This window comes from Serratia sp. CY40230 (assembly GCF_052168835.1).
Lineage (GTDB): Bacteria > Pseudomonadota > Gammaproteobacteria > Enterobacterales > Enterobacteriaceae > Serratia > Serratia nematodiphila.
The window spans coordinates 235,100-254,598 of sequence record NZ_JBJNLX010000004.1; the positions used below are offsets into that span (position 1 = coordinate 235,100).

The 19,499-nt window shown below is 50.6% G+C and carries 14 protein-coding genes and 2 pseudogenes; 5 read left to right on the forward strand and 11 right to left on the reverse strand.

Features of this window, described 5'->3' with window-relative positions:
- Nucleotides 1-2: 2 nt before the first annotated feature.
- The 6 genes from ACJ8IJ_RS15735 to queD all read right to left on the reverse strand — a co-directional run bounded on the left by ACJ8IJ_RS15735 (nt 3) and on the right by queD (nt 11,308).
- On the reverse strand, nt 3-851 hold the full coding sequence (locus tag ACJ8IJ_RS15735; RefSeq protein WP_442518785.1) for a hypothetical protein: 849 nt from the start codon (nt 849-851) through the stop codon (nt 3-5).
- Nucleotides 848-4,045, reverse strand: a complete 3,198-nt coding sequence (dpdH, locus tag ACJ8IJ_RS15740) for a protein DpdH (protein ID WP_442518786.1) — start codon at nt 4,043-4,045, stop codon at nt 848-850. The genes ACJ8IJ_RS15735 and dpdH overlap by 4 nt, the downstream gene beginning before the upstream one ends.
- Nucleotides 4,042-4,956 (reverse strand): protein DpdG, encoded by a 915-nt coding sequence (gene dpdG / locus ACJ8IJ_RS15745; RefSeq protein ID WP_442524990.1) that lies wholly within the window; start codon nt 4,954-4,956, stop codon nt 4,042-4,044. Before dpdG ends, dpdH begins: the two co-directional genes overlap by 4 nt.
- On the reverse strand, nt 4,904-7,384 hold the full coding sequence (gene dpdF / locus ACJ8IJ_RS15750) for a protein DpdF (protein ID WP_442518788.1): 2,481 nt from the start codon (nt 7,382-7,384) through the stop codon (nt 4,904-4,906). The genes dpdG and dpdF overlap by 53 nt, the downstream gene beginning before the upstream one ends.
- On the reverse strand, nt 7,384-10,491 hold the full coding sequence (gene dpdE / locus ACJ8IJ_RS15755; RefSeq protein WP_442518789.1) for a protein DpdE: 3,108 nt from the start codon (nt 10,489-10,491) through the stop codon (nt 7,384-7,386). The genes dpdF and dpdE overlap by 1 nt, the downstream gene beginning before the upstream one ends.
- A gap of 451 nt (nt 10,492-10,942) precedes the next feature.
- Nucleotides 10,943-11,308 carry a 6-carboxytetrahydropterin synthase QueD gene (gene queD / locus ACJ8IJ_RS15760; protein WP_023210845.1) on the reverse strand — a complete coding sequence of 122 codons (366 nt, stop codon included), beginning with the start codon at nt 11,306-11,308 and terminating at the stop codon, nt 10,943-10,945.
- A 221-nt stretch (nt 11,309-11,529) separates the two neighbouring features.
- On the opposite strand from queD, the gene ACJ8IJ_RS15765 reads away from it, so the two are divergent.
- From ACJ8IJ_RS15765 to ACJ8IJ_RS15775, 3 genes and pseudogenes are all read left to right on the forward strand, one after another.
- Nucleotides 11,530-11,724: a DUF987 family protein gene (locus ACJ8IJ_RS15765; protein WP_442518790.1), complete on the forward strand. Its 195-nt coding sequence runs from the start codon at nt 11,530-11,532 to the stop codon at nt 11,722-11,724.
- A 24-nt stretch (nt 11,725-11,748) separates the two neighbouring features.
- A pseudogene (locus ACJ8IJ_RS15770) lies at nt 11,749-12,071 on the forward strand (type IV toxin-antitoxin system YeeU family antitoxin).
- Nucleotides 12,072-12,151: 80 nt separating this feature from the next.
- Nucleotides 12,152-12,522, forward strand: a pseudogene (locus ACJ8IJ_RS15775) (TA system toxin CbtA family protein).
- A gap of 609 nt (nt 12,523-13,131) precedes the next feature.
- Here ACJ8IJ_RS15775 and ACJ8IJ_RS15780 read toward each other — a convergent pair.
- The 3 genes from ACJ8IJ_RS15780 to ACJ8IJ_RS15790 all read right to left on the reverse strand — a co-directional run bounded on the left by ACJ8IJ_RS15780 (nt 13,132) and on the right by ACJ8IJ_RS15790 (nt 14,931).
- Nucleotides 13,132-14,250: an HNH endonuclease gene (locus ACJ8IJ_RS15780; RefSeq protein ID WP_442518791.1), complete on the reverse strand. Its 1,119-nt coding sequence runs from the start codon at nt 14,248-14,250 to the stop codon at nt 13,132-13,134.
- Between the two features lie 235 nt (nt 14,251-14,485).
- Nucleotides 14,486-14,794 carry a hypothetical protein gene (locus ACJ8IJ_RS15785; protein WP_240293846.1) on the reverse strand — a complete coding sequence of 103 codons (309 nt, stop codon included), beginning with the start codon at nt 14,792-14,794 and terminating at the stop codon, nt 14,486-14,488.
- The gene (locus tag ACJ8IJ_RS15790) at nt 14,689-14,931 is read right to left on the reverse strand and encodes an ash family protein (protein WP_442518792.1); all 243 of its coding nucleotides are present in this window, start codon (nt 14,929-14,931) and stop codon (nt 14,689-14,691) included. The genes ACJ8IJ_RS15785 and ACJ8IJ_RS15790 overlap by 106 nt, the downstream gene beginning before the upstream one ends.
- A 418-nt stretch (nt 14,932-15,349) precedes the next feature.
- On the opposite strand from ACJ8IJ_RS15790, the gene ACJ8IJ_RS15795 reads away from it, so the two are divergent.
- Both ACJ8IJ_RS15795 and ACJ8IJ_RS15800 read left to right on the forward strand, forming a co-directional pair.
- Nucleotides 15,350-15,907: a type IV secretion protein Rhs gene (locus tag ACJ8IJ_RS15795; protein ID WP_442518793.1), complete on the forward strand. Its 558-nt coding sequence runs from the start codon at nt 15,350-15,352 to the stop codon at nt 15,905-15,907.
- Nucleotides 15,908-15,909: 2 nt separating this feature from the next.
- Nucleotides 15,910-16,329 (forward strand): putative T6SS immunity periplasmic lipoprotein, encoded by a 420-nt coding sequence (locus ACJ8IJ_RS15800; RefSeq protein ID WP_442518794.1) that lies wholly within the window; start codon nt 15,910-15,912, stop codon nt 16,327-16,329.
- 14 nt (nt 16,330-16,343) lie between these two features.
- On the opposite strand, the gene ACJ8IJ_RS15805 is transcribed toward ACJ8IJ_RS15800, so the two are convergent.
- Nucleotides 16,344-17,774, reverse strand: coding sequence for a 6-phospho-beta-glucosidase (locus tag ACJ8IJ_RS15805; protein WP_442518795.1), 1,431 nt, complete (start codon nt 17,772-17,774; stop codon nt 16,344-16,346).
- Between the two features lie 144 nt (nt 17,775-17,918).
- Complete coding sequence (ascF, locus tag ACJ8IJ_RS15810) at nt 17,919-19,361, reverse strand: PTS cellobiose/arbutin/salicin transporter subunit IIBC (protein WP_442518796.1); 1,443 nt, start codon at nt 19,359-19,361, stop codon at nt 17,919-17,921.
- Nucleotides 19,362-19,499: the final 138 nt, after the last annotated feature.

Below are 19,499 nucleotides of genomic sequence, written 5' to 3' on the forward strand. Positions count from 1 at the left end.
AACTATTTCCTTGTGATCACGAACTCATCCAGCATCTCTTCATCCCCTAACCACTCAAGCACCTCGGGCGTCAGGGCACTTAACGTCGGGCGGAGACTCTGCGGGCCATTAATGCTATTGAAAAATACTTGCACCACGTCAGGCCAATCTGTTTTCATCATGCCGCGCAAGGAATTTAGTTTTTCGGCTAGTGCTTTGATTTGGTCAATCTTTTCACCGCTTACTGGTTGGCACTGCGTTAAGTTTTCGAAATCCTGACGTCGACGCTCATAGTCGGAGGCGATATCGTCAAATTTGTTCGCATTTTTTTGGAAATTCAGTGTCTTGTCATCGACATGAACCTGCTGATGTAACTCTTCCAGCCATACATCCCAGGCATCTTTTAGTTCTTTGCTCAGGGCCTTGTGTAGGGTACCGAGTTGGCTGACACAATGGGGCAAGGAATCATTTTGGATAATGTCATAAGCGGTAGGTTCCTCTGACGCGACTGGCGTCTCATCTAGAGAGTTCTGTGGCGACTCTTTCTGATCTGCAAGGTTTTCTTCCTCGCCGGGATTGTTTACCGACTGGTTTTTCAGCCAGCGTCCCCACTGTAACTTGAGACTTTTGACGCTGTTCGCGGCGGCGATCAGCTTGCTCTGCTGCTCGTCATTCCAGGTAACTGCAATGCCCTGCGGGAGTTGTTGCTGGGCGGGATATTGCTGTTTAAGCAATGCAAACTTATCGGCAATGGTGTTAGTTTTGCTGTATACCAGATTACATTTATCGATGATTTGTGATGCCTTACCAGCCTGAACGCTAAGATCGAGTTCTTTTTGCATTTCAGCCAGTTGTTGGCGCAAGGTAGTCATTGATCGACTCCAGAGGCGATGATATCGCTCGCAAGTGTTTTCAAACGGTCATTCACTCTACTCAGAGCAAGAGTCAGTTGCTGTATATCCCCTTTGGCGTTCATCTGTTGGAGTGCGAACGCAATCTTAGGTTGTACCAGTTGCCATTGAGCAAGTACGCTGCTGATTCTTGAAACGTAGTCACCGTCAAGTTGACAGATCTCCAGCCACAATCTCGCGCTATCTTTCTCTTTTTCAATGGAGAGTAATGAAATTAAAGTCGCCAGACTCTCCTCGGTGTCGGTTCTGAGGGCTTCAATTTCACCCAACAGCCACGAAGATGGCTTGTACTGAGAACCACCGGTGGGGTAGTGTTCGGCCCGCACAGTCTCAATAAACGTCTGCCAGTCGTTCAGTTGGCTGAGGAAATCGTCGCTATCTTTAATGTTGGCAAAGAGCTGAACATTATTTAGTGTGCTGGCAAGTTCCTGTTTAACGGAGAGTGCCGCACGTTCAATTTCTGCTCCAAGTGGCTGTTTTAACACTGTTTTAAGTGCGGAAAATATTACATCAGCATCAATCGCTCGACTGGAGCCCAAGCCTGAGCCTTGCTCAGTGATAGCTACCTGCTCAAGCCACGCTTTTCTGGCATCATCCCATCCTAGGAGCGCCTGCACCCTGGCTTCGGCTACTCTGGCGCTGGCGTGCGGATGCAGGGTCGCCTCAATCCCTCTGAAACAGATCTCGGAAGGTGAGGTCGCCAGCGTTCGACCGATATTTTTCTCTTCGGTTCTTCCGACTCCTTTCTGGGTGAGGCAGAGGGTATTGACGATCTCCGCCGGTTCTTCTTTCCCGGTCACCAGACCAAGCAGCAGAGCTTTTTGCAGATGCTTTTTCAGCGCATCCCGTAAGTTACGCGCCCGGAAGTGATTAATAGCGCTTTCCGTAGCCTGAGGTACCCACCACTGAATGAAGTTTTGATAACGAGTGTAGTCTTCCTGCGCCTCGGGATAATTAAAGCCTTGCTTTAAACCGGTGTAATGCTGGATACGTAACAAGGTTACCGCGGCGTTATACACATCAACCCGTCGGGAAGGGTCGGTCAGGTCTTGCTCAGAGTAAAAATTCGTTATAATGCTTGAAGGATCCGACGCCGCTTTTGGCAGTGAAATCAATGTAAAACGCCCCTCTTTCAGCGGTGGCCGCGAAGACATACCGAACAACTCTGGCTGCGCATGAATTTCATAACAGGCGTTCAGTGCCGCACGCAAATCACGGGCAACATCCTGCGGCAGAATGACGTTGTCATTCACCCATGCTCGGACCGCCCTAATAAACGGCAATTCGGATTTGGTATTAGATTTTGCCTCTTCTTTTGATTTTAACTCCGGATCGTCAAGCTTTTTACCCGCCGCCGTGCTGCCAGTTTTGCCCGCCATTTCGCGTGCGGTCTTTGTTACCGGTTCGGTCGTAGGGTTTTTGCCAGTCAGTTGCGCGGCAAGTTCATCGAGGCCAAAGGCACTCGCTACGCTGCCCGGCAGTTTTCCGCATAGCTCATCAAAGGAATCAATGCCATATCCCCAGATGGCGGCAAGCGTCACCGAACTGCCAACCCGATTGACAACCATCTGTGAAATCTTGTCTTCGATCTCGGGAACGGCATTAATTCCAGCGAGATGTGTTGGCGGGAACTGCGTTTTTTCCGCTTCTGTTCTGCAATCACGCAGAATATCTAACAGGATGCGGTTAATGATTGTGCGCGGGTTAAAAATCAACTCGCCGCTGCTGTCGCGGCAATGCTTATTCGCAAGTGCCAGAATGGCACTGCGGTTATACGGGAAGAGCGGGAATTTCTTATTGGCAGAATAACCAAAATCTTCCAGTGCATTGGGTATATCATCACTGTGCCAGACAGGTGGCCACTGGGGTTTACCTTGCTCTGGACGATTTTTTAACTCCTCAGAGCCAAAGCGTGCGGCGTTCAGATATCGACCGCAGAGCGAGACTATACGATCTTTATTATTGTCTTTATCGACGTTCTCGATGATCCACTCGTAGCCAGCACGCGTGATTAACGTTTCCTGGCGACGTTTATAGCCGGGATAATTGTCGGTGACTGCAATCACTGAGTGGACCGGACAAAGGGTTTGCACGCCGCCAGGCGCCGCTTCTTCGATCAGGCTGTCGATCAGGACATCTTCGATGGCGGAGATCGCCGCCATATCTTCCACCAGAATCACCAAGCGACGATTCAGTCGCAGAAACTCCTTGCGGATTTCCTGGAAAAGCTCCTGAAAAGAACCCCCATTGAAGGTGAACAGGCGTTTGAAGAGTGACTTCAGCGAGGCATGCATGGCTTCATTGAGCACGCGCGCCGCACGAGCACGCGCTTCTACCTGGTCTGACTCGTGCAATTGAGAATGATTCAGGTAGCGACGTGCACGCGCGGATAAATCGTCAGGCTCAAAAACAAAATAGAGGTCTTCCGGTAGAAGTTCATATTTATCATGATTTTCTTCTCCTTCCTCCAGACCATTACTCATCCGACTGGCCAGTTTGAAAATGCAGTGCTCAGGCTTCAGCAGATTCTGTTTGAAGTTAGGGTCTGTGATCAGATCGCAGATACCGTTCTCTACCTCTTCAATGATGGTTTCCATATAGGCGAGTCGGTCTGATGGAATGTCTTTACCTTGTGCCTGCAGTGTTTTACCTTCCTCCATCACTGCTTTTTGCATGTCCTGCAACTGATGGGCCATCATGGTCAACAGCAGGTCTGCCAGATCTTTCGCAGGATATTGTTCCGTCACTTCATTAACGCGCGTGCGTGCGTTGTCGAAAAATTCTCCCGTCAGATTTTTCAGGATGCGTAAAAGTACCTGTCGCAGACTGGAGTTTTTGGGAATACGGACAATTTCCCATTGTGCACGCTGGCCGTTTTCCGTCAGGTACATGTTGAACCTGCAGTCTAACCATCGCACCAGATGCGATTTTCCCATACCCGAACGGCCAATTAAAGGGATGGCACGCTCCGTAATGAGTAACTGCTGGAACAGATCTTCGTCACGCAATGTTTCATGATTTTCATTGACGTCGCGTCGGGTCAGTAGCATCGGTTCATGCACGGCCAGAAGCACATGATCCTCTAATTCTTCCGCTTCATTGCGAATGCATTGAACGATATTTTCCCTGGACGGCCAGTACTCCATCATGCTCATTGTGCATCCTCCCTCAGCGTGATTTGGCTAACCCGTCGAATTTTGCCGTCGGGTAACTGGAGTGAGGAGGCGTCTTCATCATCACTGCCGGTGGTGAGAATAATGCGCTTACTGATTTCAAGTCGTAGTAGCGCAATGGATGTGCTGGTGCAGATATTGTCACCTTCCGGAGAGATCCAGTCTTTTTCCTGCTGCATCACATCATGAACGGAGTTTCTGAACTGCCCGCCGTCCATCATCGGCATGACCTCCGCCATGTTTGCCATGAAGATTTTGGCGGGAAGAGTGCGTGTGTTGCCAAAGATTATTGGCAGAAAACATTGAATGGCCCGGGTGGGGTCGGTGACATAATTTCCGTCCGGCATTAGCTCGAGAAAACCTAGAAAACGGCCAAAGTCTCTTACTAACTTCGCGGTGTTTTCGTTTACCTTTTCACCTGGTAGCCATTTGTGTATTTTCTTTGTGATGATTGGCGGGGAGAGCGGTTCTTGACCTCCTGGCGAATGCTGCTGAAGGCTCAACAGACAACTCAGTACCCGCCATAACGGTTCGCATTCATTGCCATTGGCAACGCCTTTTTCGCGACAAGAATCAATCGCACAGGCAAGCAGGCGATGCGCCAGTGGACGTGCGTTTTCTTCAAGCGGTAACATTATTCCGTCGCGCATCGGCCATAGTCCCTGGTTGCACCAGAAACTCAAGTTCTCTGTGAATTTCCCCCACGCGTTATCGTTAGCTGGCAAGTTATCAGGGCGATAACGGGCGAGTAGAGTGTCCTGAGACAACGGTTCCTGTACGCTTTGTAGAATGCGTTCAATTAGAGGAAGGAGTACCAGGACGCTCCCAGCACCTGCGTTATTAATTATTGACATGTTGAAGTTGCCTGATAAACGTGTCCAGCGACAGCGCATTACCTGCGCTTTCGCACCATGTACGATGTGGGAACTGAGGATCGGCGAGATGCTCAGGTGCAATAATAATTCGCTCAAAACGCGTCACGGGTAGATTCGGGAACGCATCGGCGGTGTTAGGGATGATCACGATCTCTGGTCCATCCGATGCAGGCGCTGTCATTTTCTGTGCGCTCCAGAAGTGCGAAAGCGAGTCCAGGTTGTTCTCTAACTGGAGGAACACTTGCCTGTCTGCACGAATAAACACATATTCGCCAGAGGTGATTAGTGACCGCAACGTTACACGAAGTTCCGTTAACAACGAATGCAACTTCATGTTTTCGTTGTAATACACTTTCTTTTCGGTGCCTACGAAGAGTGCTTTTTTCTTTGGCTCGGAACGTATAATTTGTACATCTGTGCCCACTGTGGGGGAAAATGCCCCTTTCCCTTTGTGGCGACACCCCGGACAACCTCCACAGGTTAACTCGGGAGGATGGTTTTGATATTCATAGAATTTCTTCAGAATTTTACACAGCGATTTGCCGGGATCCTCCAACCACATTTCCATTACCGTAAAGGCTGCCCGGCGGTTATTCAACTCGGACTGACGGATCTTCTCCACATGGGTGTTCCAGTGCGCTTCTGAATAATGTGCATCGTCACAGTGACGGATATGAACGTGGTTGTAGTAGCTTTCGAACCATTCACTTAGTTGCGTGTTGTCGTCATCCAGATTATCTCGAAGGGTGTCAGGAATTATCGGATCATCAAAGACCAGTTTGATGAGTTTGGCCCTTTGCATTAACAGCAATGTCCGACGGTTCCAAGCTTCATTTTTATCGCCCTGGTGATCAATATGAACGGGCTTGATGTTTAGTGAAATCATGTAGTCAGCGATCGGACTTTCTTTGCGATCATCAAACATCGCTTTCCAGCGGGCAAAGCCTTTTTCTACGCCAATCAGCGTCTCAACGGCCAGTGATTTTGCCGTTTTCATTTGCGCCTTATGCCATACAAGGTGCACTTGGCAGGATCTACCGTCACGCCCGGCGCGCCCGCAGTCCTGGTAATAACGGTCGATACTTTCCGGAATGGCAGCATGTATGATGCTGCGAATATCCTTTTTATTCATTCCTACCCCAAAGGCTGAGGTGGCGACCATGATATCAAGTTGGTCATTTTTCCATTTAGAAATCAATTTCTTGCGATTGTTTGTGTCAATTTGTCCGTGGAATATGCCGGTTCGCCAGTAGCCTAGTTCGTGCAGACGGACAGACCACATTTCCGCATCTGTGCGTGTGGTGCAATACAAAATCAGCGGGCGGGGTAAGGTCATCAGCAGTTGTTCGACCCGCTGACGATGCGTGTTTTCATTTGCCTCATGATGCACAAAATATTCCGGCTCTGGGCGTAGGAAATTAGCTGACACTTCAATCAGTTCGCTATTTTCATCATGGAACTGCTCGATCAGAATGTTCTGAGTGCTTTTGCTGTACGTCGCCGAAAGTAGCAGTGTACGAAAACGGCATTTTCCCTGGGCTTTCAGTGAGCGAATCATAGGGGCAATCAGCTGAAAGTCAGGGCGGAACTCCGCGCCCCATTGATCGATCAAATGCGCTTCGTCGATGACGATTGCGCCAATCATATTCAGTCTGGAAAGCTCAAACAGCACAGGAACCAGAGAAGAGCGAACGGCTTCCGGGGAACAGAAGAGCACACGCTGTGTTCCCGCTTTGATTCTTTCCTTAATCGCCTGACGTGCGGGCTGATCTTGTCCTCCGACCCAGGCATAACTCCCACCATGATCTTGGTCGGCACCACGAAGCAGCTTTTGCATGTCGTCAGCCTGCTCAATAGCGAGAGCGACGGTAGGGACGATCACCAGCGTGAGGGTGTTTGTCGGTGCGCTGAGCACCTGGAGTTGGGTGAGAAGGCTTTTACCGCAACTGGTGGGCAGGTTCACCAGCAACGTACAGTTATCATCAGACGTCAGTAGCGTCCGAATAGCGGCCTGTTGACCGAATCCCTGATAATGAGTCAGCCAGGGCTCCTCGGGTAGCAGGCGCTTCAGCGCAGGATCGGTCTCCGGGCGCAGTAAGTTCCTGCGGATCTTACGCAGATAGGTGGCTCTGGTCAGCGCTAGGTCTGCCTCTTCAGCTAGTTGAATTTGTTGTGTTGCAGGCGACTTTGTCATGCCCCACTCAGGTGCTGGAACGTCGGTCAGTTCAGGTGGCAGGGGGAGCAACGGCGCGCTAATACCGCTCGCATGAGCCGCTCGTAATGCATCGGCGTAGCCGGCAAATATATCACCATGTCCTGCCGAGGCATCTGTGATGATCTGAATTAGTCTGTTCAGAAACTGATTTTCGATGCCATCCTTAAATGTGACCCCTTGACTAAAGCAGGTGTTTAGTGCCTGCTGCAGGCGTGACCACTCTTCTTCCATCAGGCGATTTCCTCCAGTAGATTTTTGCTACACACCACCACGGCTTTGACGGCCATTAACTGGAGTCCGGCCTGATCACCGAGGGTGGTTTGTTGTTGTTCCCGATCACTGGCATAGACTCGCTCCACCATCTCTTTCCAGTAGGTCGGTGAAATAAGCTCTTCAATTTCTAGCCAGAGGTTAGGGCGCAGATTCATATCCGCATAGAATTTCTGCGATGTTTCGTGCTTGGCGTATTCGCCATTGAGAAGTTCCAGAACCTGTGGATTAGTCACTGGTTTACCTTCAGAGGAAAGCCAATGTTGCACAATACGCGGGGGGGACAGTTCATCTGCTATGCGGCGTTGTGAGTAGGTATCCTCCATCTGGTGATGAGTGACAAGCCAGGTAGATTGGAAGAAGCAATTGGGTTCCTTTAGTTGCCCGGGGATCACCCGCAGTATCGCCATAGAACTGCCCCTGGCGTCTAAATTTAATAGTTGCCAGATCGTATCGACAAATGGCTGTCCGTACCGCAATGGATAAACGGTTGTCCCGTCGATAGATGGAATGCGTTCAGCACTCATCAGATGCGTTGACGGCGGGTTGCCGCCTTCTTTATCGAAGCTAAGCATGCAGGTGGTGAGAAAGGTTTTAAAATCAACTAGTGTCCCTGTACTGCGGTCAGAGAGTTCAAACTGAAACTTGATGCCTTTTTCTGCGGTACCGGTAGCGCGAAAACGCAGTGCACGCGTGATCCAGTTGGTCAGCGTATTACATTGCGCTACCGCAAGATGATCGTCAGCGCTGATCTGTTGCGCAAAAATCGCTGCCTCGGCAATCTCGTCATCCATCGCCAGCAGTTTTTCCTGCATGTTAATTTTGTTCGTTTCATTGGCCAAAATACCCTGTTCGCCAGGGAATTCGCTGGCAATACGTTCAAGGGTCACCGGCCCTTCTTTGTAGACATTTCGCCACGCATTTTCCAGATAATTGTCGAGGACGAACTGGAGGCTGGCGATAGTGTTATTAAATACGCCAATGCTGTCTTTCAGAATGCTGGCCCATATGTTGCGTACTCCACGGTCGGCGTGGTTTTTCAGGATCAGACTCTGAACGGGTTTTACACCTTTCAGGTTTGCACTGTACCTGTTCAGACGACCAAGGCGCTGTTCAATGCGACTGCAAGAGCGCGGTAAACCGTAATGAACGGCCAATCGCAGACCTCCATGGAGATTCAGACCATCTTCGCCGCTTTTATCACAAATTAGGACCCGAATGGGGCTTCCGTTTTTCAGGTACATCAGGGGGTGACCCGACTGATAACGCTCCTGCGGATACTCCAGCAGTAACTCGAGCTTTATTGCCAGATGTTGGGCTAGATCCGGACGATCGCAGAAGACGATGGCTTTTCCTGTTGGATTCTTTTGCAGCCACTCATTCAGGGTGATGGCTAGCTTGTTATCAATTACCTTAAGTTCATTTTTTGATGTAGAAACAATGTGTTCTAATAGGTCTCGTTCTTCCTGAGTGCGTTCCGATTCACCCAAATGCACTTTAGCGCGTTGCATGACGCAGAGTGGGCTTGACAGGAGATCGTCGATCCATAAGAGGTATGAGTCTTCATTCATTGCCCACTGCGTATTCTGTGGCAGTGAAGATAAGGAACGATACTCATCAATCAACTCGTCTAACGCTAACCCATCGCAATGCCAGTGACACTCTGTGGCTCCGTTGAGCCCGGGAAACAGAAGGTTCAGATTGAGGTTTTTCGTTTCATCGAAGCTGAGTGAAACCTGACGGCGGTTTCGCAACATACGATGATGAATGCGATAGTTTTCCCCTAGGTGCCGGCGAATATCCCGGATCCCTTCTTCGCGCTCCGGGGTATTTGGTGAAAACGTCCCAATAAGCGGGATGAGTTGTTGGCAGAGCGTCATCAGAATCGTATCTTCCGGAAACTGCTGCTGCAGTGTTTCCAAATTACGGCGTAAGCTGACGTTCGAGACGGTAGGCACTAACCCCGAGAAGATCCCGCCGAGGTTTTCACGATTTTTTACCAGTTCGGTAAAGTCTCGCAGATGGGCTTCATCCACTTGGTAGGCTTCGGGATTAATACAGTGCAACATTGACAAGAAGTTCCTTTCGTGCCCATGCAGAGGTGTCCCTGTGAGTAACAGAACGTAGTGGGCCTTCCGGCAACCCTGAGCGATCAGGTTGAAGTAATAACGTTCATCTTTGTCTCCTGACCATGGCCAGGAGGCAATCTGGTGAACCTCATCGACCACGATAAGCGAAGGTGGGAGTCCCTGTTCAATCAAGGTGCAAGCATCAAAATAGCTACAAATTACGATGCCTTCTGTGACCTCATCTTGTCGCAAACCCGCGAGGGCTGACGAGGCATCAATAATAAGTTGTTTCAGTTGAAAGCGTTCACCCAGTTCTTCCCGCCACTGGTTAACAAGCGGTGCTGGAACCGCAATGAGCATGCTGACGTGGCCAGTAGTTTCTAACGCGTGTTCACGGACGATCATACCGGCTTCGATGGTTTTCCCCAGCCCAACCTCATCGGCCAAAATATATTTAGGATTTTTATCCTGAAGCACACGGCGTACCACCGCCAACTGGTGGGGTTCGAGTTCAACGGCACTACTGGAAATGGACGCCATCGCTCGGCAGGTTGCACGTTGCTGGATGTAAGTCTCAATAAAGGCCTGGCGGTGAGGGAAAAAGAACGGTGCATCATTAGCCTGGAAGGCAAGAAAATCAGCAGGGTTCACTGGGGTGTCAGGTGCTTTATTCAGAACAAAAATTTCATCGATTGGCAATGTCGTGCTGTCATCTTCTCGAAAGATGACGAGAAAATCCCCTTTGGGGCGCGAACCGCCAAATCTGGCTCTGACCCATCGCTGGCTTTGGGGTTCAAGGCAATAAATCACCGTCTCTTCATACGGGAGCGTGGGGATGAGTTGTTCTAAAGAAACTTCCGTTTGCCGTGCGTAAGGTTGGGCCGGTGACTCAAAAAAAGCAACCGTGGCGTTATTTGTATCACAATCGACAGTGACAACTTTACCTATGCCTTCAAATTGCTCAGAGACAACCAGTGACCCAATGGGTAATACATTCATCCTCACAGTCCTTGACTCGTTTATTATATAATTGTATTGGCTCAAGCATAGGTTGAGAAGTGTGGCTTTGCTATGCCTGCGCGACATGCCTATAATTGCATTAATTCGAGTATTGTGAACAGGATACTGAGATCACTCCCATACTCAAGGGCAAAAGGGAAAAAGATTGATGAGATGTTGGTTTATATTAGATAAATATAAATAATATCAGTTGGTTAGGTTTATACTGGCACTTTTCAATCTACCAAAATTAGCCAGATATATTCCTAACTTAATTGTTAAGTAATAATGAAATAGTTTACCATTGAAAACTAAATTTGAATATCAGCATTAATATAAGAAAGATATAAACCACACTAGAAGTGTGACATAGGTTGGAAAAAAGAATATTGATTGTTGCCATCGAGCAAAAAGCGTGACTGGTTGAGATAACAACCAGTCAACAGGTTGATTATAATTCACCCCGGTAAATGCAACCTGCCGTGCAGGTTTCTTTCACTATCACTGCGCTTAGGAGTGGCAACTGTGGTTTAATCTGTTGCCAGACCCATTCCGCCAGTACTTCACTAGTCGGGTTTTCCAGACCAGGAATATCGTTGAGGTAGTAGTGATCCAGTCGGTCCAGAGTAGGTTTGAAAATCGCTTTTAACTCGGCAAAGTCGATAATCCAACCGGTGTTAGGATCAACCTCGCCGGTGATTTCAAGACGAACTACAAAAGAGTGACCATGTAAGCGACCACATTTATGACCTTCCGGAACGTTTGGAAGACGGTGTGCGGCTTCGAAGGTGAAATCTTTGTACAATGTTGTTTTCATAGTGACCTCATTTTTTGTTATACAGTAACAACAAGAAGCAAAAATTCCTAGGGGTTCTGAGTCGGTGATTAACACTTATTGTATTGGCTAGATTGTTCCAGTCAGGCCTAAATAGGCCGTTGTAACTGCGACCCCTATGCTACTTAATTGCATGTTATCGCTGGCCTGACTACCTTTGATCAGTCCATTGTCGGTGTGCTCAAACCACGGGGAGCAGGTCAATGACTCTGTACCGGCAACATCCTGGCTCCCGACTGTTTCGCTTTAGTACGGGCAAATATAAATGGTCAGGCAGTATCTGCCATTATGCTGGTCGCGAGGTGGAAGGCATACGCGGCGTTCTGGCCGTCTTCGCTGAGCGCCGTCAGGATCGCAATGGTCCCTATGTCATTCTTCGCAGTGTCACTCTCAATTAACCCTTCCTTTTATCAGGAACAATAATGAACAATTACTCCGAATCCGGTACTAAGCCGGAGAATCCCGCCTGTCAACGGTGGGGACTACAGTGCATGATCACCCCCTGTTTTGGAGCACGTCTGGTGCAGGAAGGCTACCGCCGCATTTTCTCGCTGACCGGGCCGGATTCAACGGTGCTTTCAGCGACGATGACGCGCTGCACCTGGATCAGACCTTTCTGTTGATACTCAAACAACTGGAGTTGATGCTCTCCAGCGGAGAACTCTCTTCCCGTCATCAGCACTGCGTCACGCTATATCACAATGGACTCACTTGCGAAGCAGACACACTCGGCTCCTGCGGCTAGGTCTACATTGCTATCTATCCTGGTCAGATTGAGCCCCGGTAACTCAACGCTTATCCCCTGAGCATAACGGAGTAAACATCATGCAAACCTTATTATCACACCCGACACGGGCGGCTAAGATCTGTCTGTCACCCGTTGAAATCTGGCAACGGTGACTGACTCATCTGTTGTCGCAGCACTATGGTCTGACGCTGAATGACACACCGTTCAGTAATGAAACCACCATACTGGAACACATTGATGCTGGAGTATCGCTCTGCGATGCGGTGAACTTTCTTGTCGAAAAATACGAACTGGTAAGAATTGACCGTAATTATTGCTCTGTCATGGAGAAGTCACCGCTCATCACCAGTATCGATATTCTAAGTGCTCGGAAAGCCTCCGTCTGATGAAACGCAGCGGTCACAAAACTGTTACCAGGGTAACGGCAGACCATCATCAGGAGCTATAAGCAATGGGAAGTCAATTAATGTTGATATATCGATAGCATTAATACAATGCTGTCCAATGTAGGGAAGCTACCAGTAACAAGATGATGGGGAGTTCGCTAAGGCTAAAGCCTGCTCCTCATCTTTATCTGTATCATCTACTCTTAGGGGGATTTTTTTTCACTTGGCTTTGCCTCGATTCGAGTCCCAAATCCAATGAGTTTATGTGTTGGTACACAAACAATGAGTTTGTTTTTATTGATTTTAAATCAATGGGTTAATTTTAATGTGCGAGTCCGGCCTTCGTACCATTAAGTATCGTGCGAACAAAAAGCCACCGAGTGATGGTTTTTCGTGTCTGGAATATGCCCGCCGCCGCTACCTGCCCATTTTACTTTGTATTGACGCATTCCCCATTTCAGCAAAAACCGGATCTTCTTGATGGTTTTCAATGGCTATCTTGTTGATATTAATTAATAAAATTGCTTTCATTGAATTATTTCGAATCAAGGAAATCCAGGACGGAACAACAATGAGGAGGATGCTAGCAGGCGTAAAACTGGGCGAAGTTATTTTAAAAAACTCGCCCACCTTAAAGTAATTAAGATAGGCGAGTTTTTTATTAGACTGAACTATATAAAGTCAGCCTCTTTCAACTCCAACTTCACCATCAACTTCTTATTCACCTCTTTCCCATCCACTCCGCTATGAATCCGCCGGTGGCAAGTAGGGCAGATGGCGCCCACCCACTGCGGGTGATCGGGGCCTTCATCAGCTAAGCGTTTGGTGTGGTGGGGTTCGAGGTAGGGATCGCCGTTCCTTTTCTTGAACGGTGCCGGCTGGTCGCAGGCTTCGCAGATGCCATTGGCGCGCTTGAGCACGTATTTTTTTACGTCTTCGCTACGTTTGAACCAGGATTTTTTGCTGTCGCTCTGTTGGCGCTGGCCTGATTGCTTTGAGGATTGCAGTGCCTTCTTACGCAACTGTTCGAGCGTCTCTGTCTGCGTATCGGCTTCATCGGTTTCTGCTTCTTCTTCAACGGCGTGCAGTGATGAGACTTTAAACAAGTTAAAGGTAATGCCTTGCCGCATGTTATTTTCGAAATCTAAGCACTGAATATGATCCCAAGAGTCGCACTCAAACATGCCAAGATAGCGAACGCCTTTTTCTTTCTTGTTGTCTTCGAACAGGAAGATATCTTTGCCGTCTTTCTTATGATCGCGGATGGATTTATTACCCCGAATAAATTCCATATCGCCTTTTTGGCCTTCCCCCGTATAAGAGAAGCTGCCTTCAGCTGTCCATCCATCTTTATAGCCGTAGGTTTCGCCGCTTTCTCCGGTGAAGATAAAGATTACCGGGAATTCCCGCGGGGTCCAGATACCGCCTTGTAGCTGTCCGCCGTAGAGCTCGATAAGCGCTTTGCGTGTGTACAGCTTGCCTTCGGTTAAATAGTCAAAAGGATGTGGTGTTTCGACGATCTCAAAACCGAGATCTTTGAGAAATTGGATGGCTTTTTCCGTGCCGCTATCGGCATTGATTCCTTTAAACGGATAGCCATGTTGCTCACTGTATGCTCTAGCGGAAATGCCTCGGATATCGTACTTCTCGCCATTATAAATAAGGGTGAATTTTTTAAATCGTTTTATTTTATGTTGTTTTAAGAATTCATCTCGGCCAAGTTTTTTATATTCTTCGATGGCTTTTAAAACGAATTCTTTTGAAGATAACGCCTCTATTGCAGTTGCCAAAACCACTCCCTCACATTGCCGAGCAGACTCTGAGCAATGTGCTTGCTGACGAGAGCAGTATGCATCAATACCCAGCAGTTAACTCATCGATTTACCGAATGCGTTAACTATGCCAGGTAGGGGAGGAAATGCCTACCTTGATGAATGTTTTTGTTGTGATATGTCAGTCAGATCTATTGGAAATCCTGAGTGGGAAGGGCGACGAGTGCAGGCATCGCCCTGATTGCCATTTATGTTAGCCGCAGGCTTCCATCTCCCGCAGTGCCCGCCCATAAAGATTACACAACGCAGGAACCAGATGCGCCGTGGCGTTGAGATAGTGATTCAGCTGTTCCCTGCCTTCAGTGTCCAGCTGTGGGTGCTTTTGCAGTAAATGGCCGAATAGCATCAGGCCGTGGCACAAACCTTCCGCCTGTTCGGCGGAGAGGGCGGCCAGGTCTAAAAGTTCTGAAGGGTTAAAAGCGCTGAGATCGAGGCGGTTAAACAGTTGGCGATAAAGGGTGAGGGTACTTGTGGTATTTTCGGTGATGGCGACATTTTCCATGTGTTTTTATCCTTAGTGTGTAGTATGCGTACTACCACATGAGACGCTAAACCCATGGTGGTAGCCCAAGCGGAGTTAGCGTTACCGGACACGAAGGAAACCGGCGCTTCTTGCGAAGCCCCCACTTGGGCCACCATAATTCTGGATGTTTAAAGCCCCAACATTATATACATAATGCTGCCTTGTGTAAGTGTTCGGAACGCTAACTCCGGCTGCGGATTTTGCCGCAGCGGAAAAACTATAGCGTTATCAGTAAAAGGAACAAATAACCTGTATGGAATTACAGGCTATTTCATCTCTAATATGGAATAAGTATCGCAGTTAATGAGTTGTACAATTTAACTATTGATTCTATGAATGCTCATCTTCTTTATATTCTCTTATTTTGAATATCTTTATTTGAATTATTATTTCAAGGGGGTGAATCAATAAATTCACAAGGTGAATTTGTCATGAGGTTTTTTCATTATTTTATAAATAAGTAAATATAATCTAGACTGGCTGAGAAGTAGTCGCTAAGATTTCGATTTAAAATGGTCATAGGGAATTTGACTCATGCTTACGAAAGAACAGAAAGGCCAACAAGTGAAAGAGGGAGCATTACGGCTTATGACGTTGGGTGAAATAGCCATGGCTCGACGTGTTTTCGGTAAGTCGATCGTCTACAACCGTGTATGGATTCATTGCGATAGTTACTTACCCCTTGGTTTACAAGGTAAGCATGTTGGTATGTCGCCCAACGGCGAGATATATTTCCGAGAGGAGGAATACCTGGCTGATTTCTCTAAGGTAAATAATTACGCAAAACAACATTTCTTTATTCATGAGCTTGCCCATGTTTGGCAGCATCAGCATGGGCAGTGGGTCCGCCTCAGAGGTGCCTTTAGTTGGGCAGCTAATTACACTTATAGGTTGGACGCTAATAAGACGCTCACAAAGTACTCTTTGGAACAACAAGCTTGTATCGTTGCCGATTATTGGTTGTTAATACAATATGGCTATGATGCTTGGGCATATGGTATTGGGCGTTTTGTGAATTACACGGGTCCCCAAAACAATAGAATTCGTCTACAGTACGAGCAGGCTTTAGCCGAGTTTTTACGTCAGAGGTAGTCATGAAACGGATCTTCCCCCTCGCATTCCCTTTCCTGCTCGCCGGCTGTCCGTCGATAGGCGATCGTATCCCCGTAGACTACTCCGCCACCGCCAACCTGCGTGAGGGCAAAGTATGCATCACAGTTCAGCCGCAGGGAGACGAAAAGCTCGCGGGCATCTCGATCTACCGATTGGATGAGGCGCAGAGCCGCACGTTCAAATTCTTCGATCCGCTGCGGGATGTCGCCCCCAATCAGTGCGTCCCTGATGAGGGCTACGTATTTACGCCGGGGCAGCAATACCATTTCTCCGCGAAGCTGGTCTCCCAGAAGAAACAGCAGGCGGGCGAGTTTCCCTCTGCGCGTGAATTCGTCGCCGAATTCGTTGTGCAGCAGGAAGGCAATCAACTTAGGTTGGAAGCCCTCCGTACCCCACGTTAACCCCACCGCCAAACCTACCCCAAATCCCCCCCATTGCTCGCAATCACCTTCTTATACCACCAGAACGATTTCTTGCGGGTGCGGGCGAGGGTGCCGTTGCCCTGGTCGTCGCGGTCGACGTAGACAAAGCCGTAGCGCTTGCTCATTTCGCCGGTCGAGGCGGCTACCAGGTCGATGCAGCCCCAGGTGGTGTAACCCAGCACCGGCACGCCGTCGGCGATGGCGTCGGCCATGGCGCGGATGTGTTCGCGCAGGTAGCTGATGCGGTAGTCGTCCTCAATCTCGCCTGCTGCATTGAACTCGTCGTGCGCGCCCAGGCCGTTTTCCACCAGGAACAGCGGCTTTTGGTAGCGGTCGTACATCATGTTCATGGTGATGCGCAGCCCCAGCGGATCGATGCCCCAGCCCCAGTCGCTGCGCGGCAGGTGCGGGTTCGCCAGCGATTTCACCACGTTGGCGGCGCTGCTGTTGTTGTCGTTCATGTCGGTGGAGGCGCAGCGCGAGGCGTAGTAGCTAAAGGAGACGAAGTCGACGGTGTGCTTCAGGATGTCGGCGTCTTCCGGTTCCATGACGATGCTGACGTCTTTCTCACGGAATACGCGGGCGGCGTAGGAGGGGTAAGCGCCGCGCGCCTGCACGTCGATAAAGAACAGGTTCTCGCGGTCTTTCTCCAGCGCGGCCCACATGTCTTCCGGCTTGCTGGACCACGGGTAGAAGTTGCCGCCGGCCAGCATGCAGCCTACCTGGTTGGCGGGGTTCACTTCATGGGCGATGCGCGTCGCCAGCGCGCTGGCCACCAGTTCGTGGTGCGCGGCCTGGTATTTCACCTGTTCGGGGTTTTCGTCCGCTTCAAACACCAGCCCCGCGCCGGAGAACGGGCTGTGCAGCAGGATGTTGATCTCGTTGAAAGTCAGCCAGTATTTCACCAGCCCGTCGAAGGCTTCGAAGCAGGTGCGGGCGTAGCGGGCGAAGAACTCCACCATCCTGCGGCTGCGCCAGGAGCCGTATTCGGTCACCAGGTGCATCGGCACGTCGAAGTGGCACAGGGTCACCAGCGGCTCGATGCCGTATTGGCGGCACTCTTCGAACAGGCTGCGGTAGAAGGCGATGCCCTCGGTGTTGGGCGTAAGCTCGTCACCGTTGGGGTAAATCCGGCTCCAGGCGATGGAAGTGCGGAACACGGTAAAGCCCATCTCCGCCATCAGCGCGATGTCGTCGCGGTAGCGGTGGTAGAAATCGATGGCGTCGTGGCTGGGATAGAACTCGTCGTCGCACAGGCTAAAGCGCTTCTCCAGCCCGAGTTTGACCGCCATGCGGTTGGCGCCGTGCGGGATCATATCGACGGTGGTCAGCCCTTTGCCGCCCTCGCGATAGCCGCCTTCCGCCTGGTTGGCGGCTAAAGCGCCGCCCCATAAAAATCCTTTAGGGAATGTTGAATCGGACATGCAATCCTCAATACCCGTCATACTTGAAGCTGCATCCGTGTTGGCTGTGTTCACTCACCCGAATCACTTACTTGTGTAAGCTCATCGGGATTCGCTCTCTTGCCGCCTTGATGCCGCTCCAACTATTTAGGGTATAAATATACGTTAATGCGTTGCGCCGGCGGCGTTCGCCGCCGGTGCGGTTTGGCCGGGCGCGGCGGCGTTTTCCGGCAGATCCTCGAAGCCCAGCATCAGCGTGAGCGCGAACGACAGCACCACCGAGAGCGCCATCACCGCCACCACCCACACGATGCTCATCGGGTTGGCCGGATCGAAGAACTGCACGCTGGTGAACAGCCCGGGCGAGGCCATCGAATGGCTGGCCAACCCGCCGATGCCGGCGACCGCGCCACAGACGAAGCCGCTGATCAGGCTGGCGATCAGCGGCCGCTTCAGGCGTACCGCCACGCCGTACAGCGCCGGTTCGGAAATCCCCGCCACGATGGCGGAAGCGGCGGCGGCCAGCGCGGTCTGGCGCAGCTCGCGGTTCTTGGTTTTCAGCGCCACCGCCAGCGAAGCGCCGCCCAGCGACAGGTTGGCGCCGATCTCCGAAGGCATCACCATGCCCTCTTTGCCGGTCTCGGCGATGGTCTGGATGATGGTCGGGGTAAACACCCGGTGCATGCCGGTGATCACCAGCAGCGGCCAAATAGCCCCCATAATGGCCACGGAAAGCCAGCCCAGGTAGCCGTGTACGGTGTAGACCAGCGCAGAGATGCCGCTGCCGATCCAGATGCCGAGCGGCCCGATAAGCAGAATGGCGATCGGCGCGGCGATCAGCACGATCAGCATCGGCTTGAGGAAGTTCTTGGTCACCGCCGGGGTGATGCGATCCACCCCGCGTTCGATGTGCGACAGGATCCAGGTCATCACCAGCGCCGGGATCACCGTGTAGGTGTATTTCACCGCCGTCACCGGGATGAAGGCGAATTCCACCGCCTGGCCCTGCGCCGCCTTGGCCATCAGATCGATAAAGTTGGGATGCACCAGCACCCCGGCGATGGCGATCGCCAATGACATGTTGGTTTTGAACTTCAGCGCCGCCGAGGCGGCGACCATCACCGGCAGGAAGAAGAACGCGCCGTCGCCGATCACGTTGAGGATGACGAGGGTCGAGGAGCCTTTCTCGAATACGCCGGCCATGTCCAGGATCATCGCCAGCAGCTTCACCATCGAGCCGCCGATGATGGCGGGGATCAGGGGCGACATGGTGCCCACCAGCGCGTCTAGAATGCCGGCGCCGATGCCCTTCAGGGTGAGCTGGCGTTTCACCGGGGCGGCGGGGGATGCTGCGCCCGGCATGCCGAGCGCCAGCACCGCCTGATAGGCCTTGGCCACCTCGTTGCCGATGATCACCTGGCACTGTTCGCCGCTGTGCACCACGCCCAGCACGCCGTCGATGGCCTTCAGCGCCGGCGTGTCGATCCGCACTTTGTCTTTCACCACGAATCTCAGGCGGGTCATGCAGTGGGTCACGGCCTCGATATTGCCCGCGCCGCCCAGGGCGGCCACGATAGCGTGCGAGATCTCTGCGTAGTTCTTCGGCATGGCGTGTCGTCTCTCAGATAGCAATTCGGATAGCCCAAAGGCGAATATTTACTGCCTGGGCGATCCGTCGTTCCATCCGTATGAAACGCCCATAAGAAACCGGTTTCACAAAATCATGTATTGGTGTTTTGCTGTTGG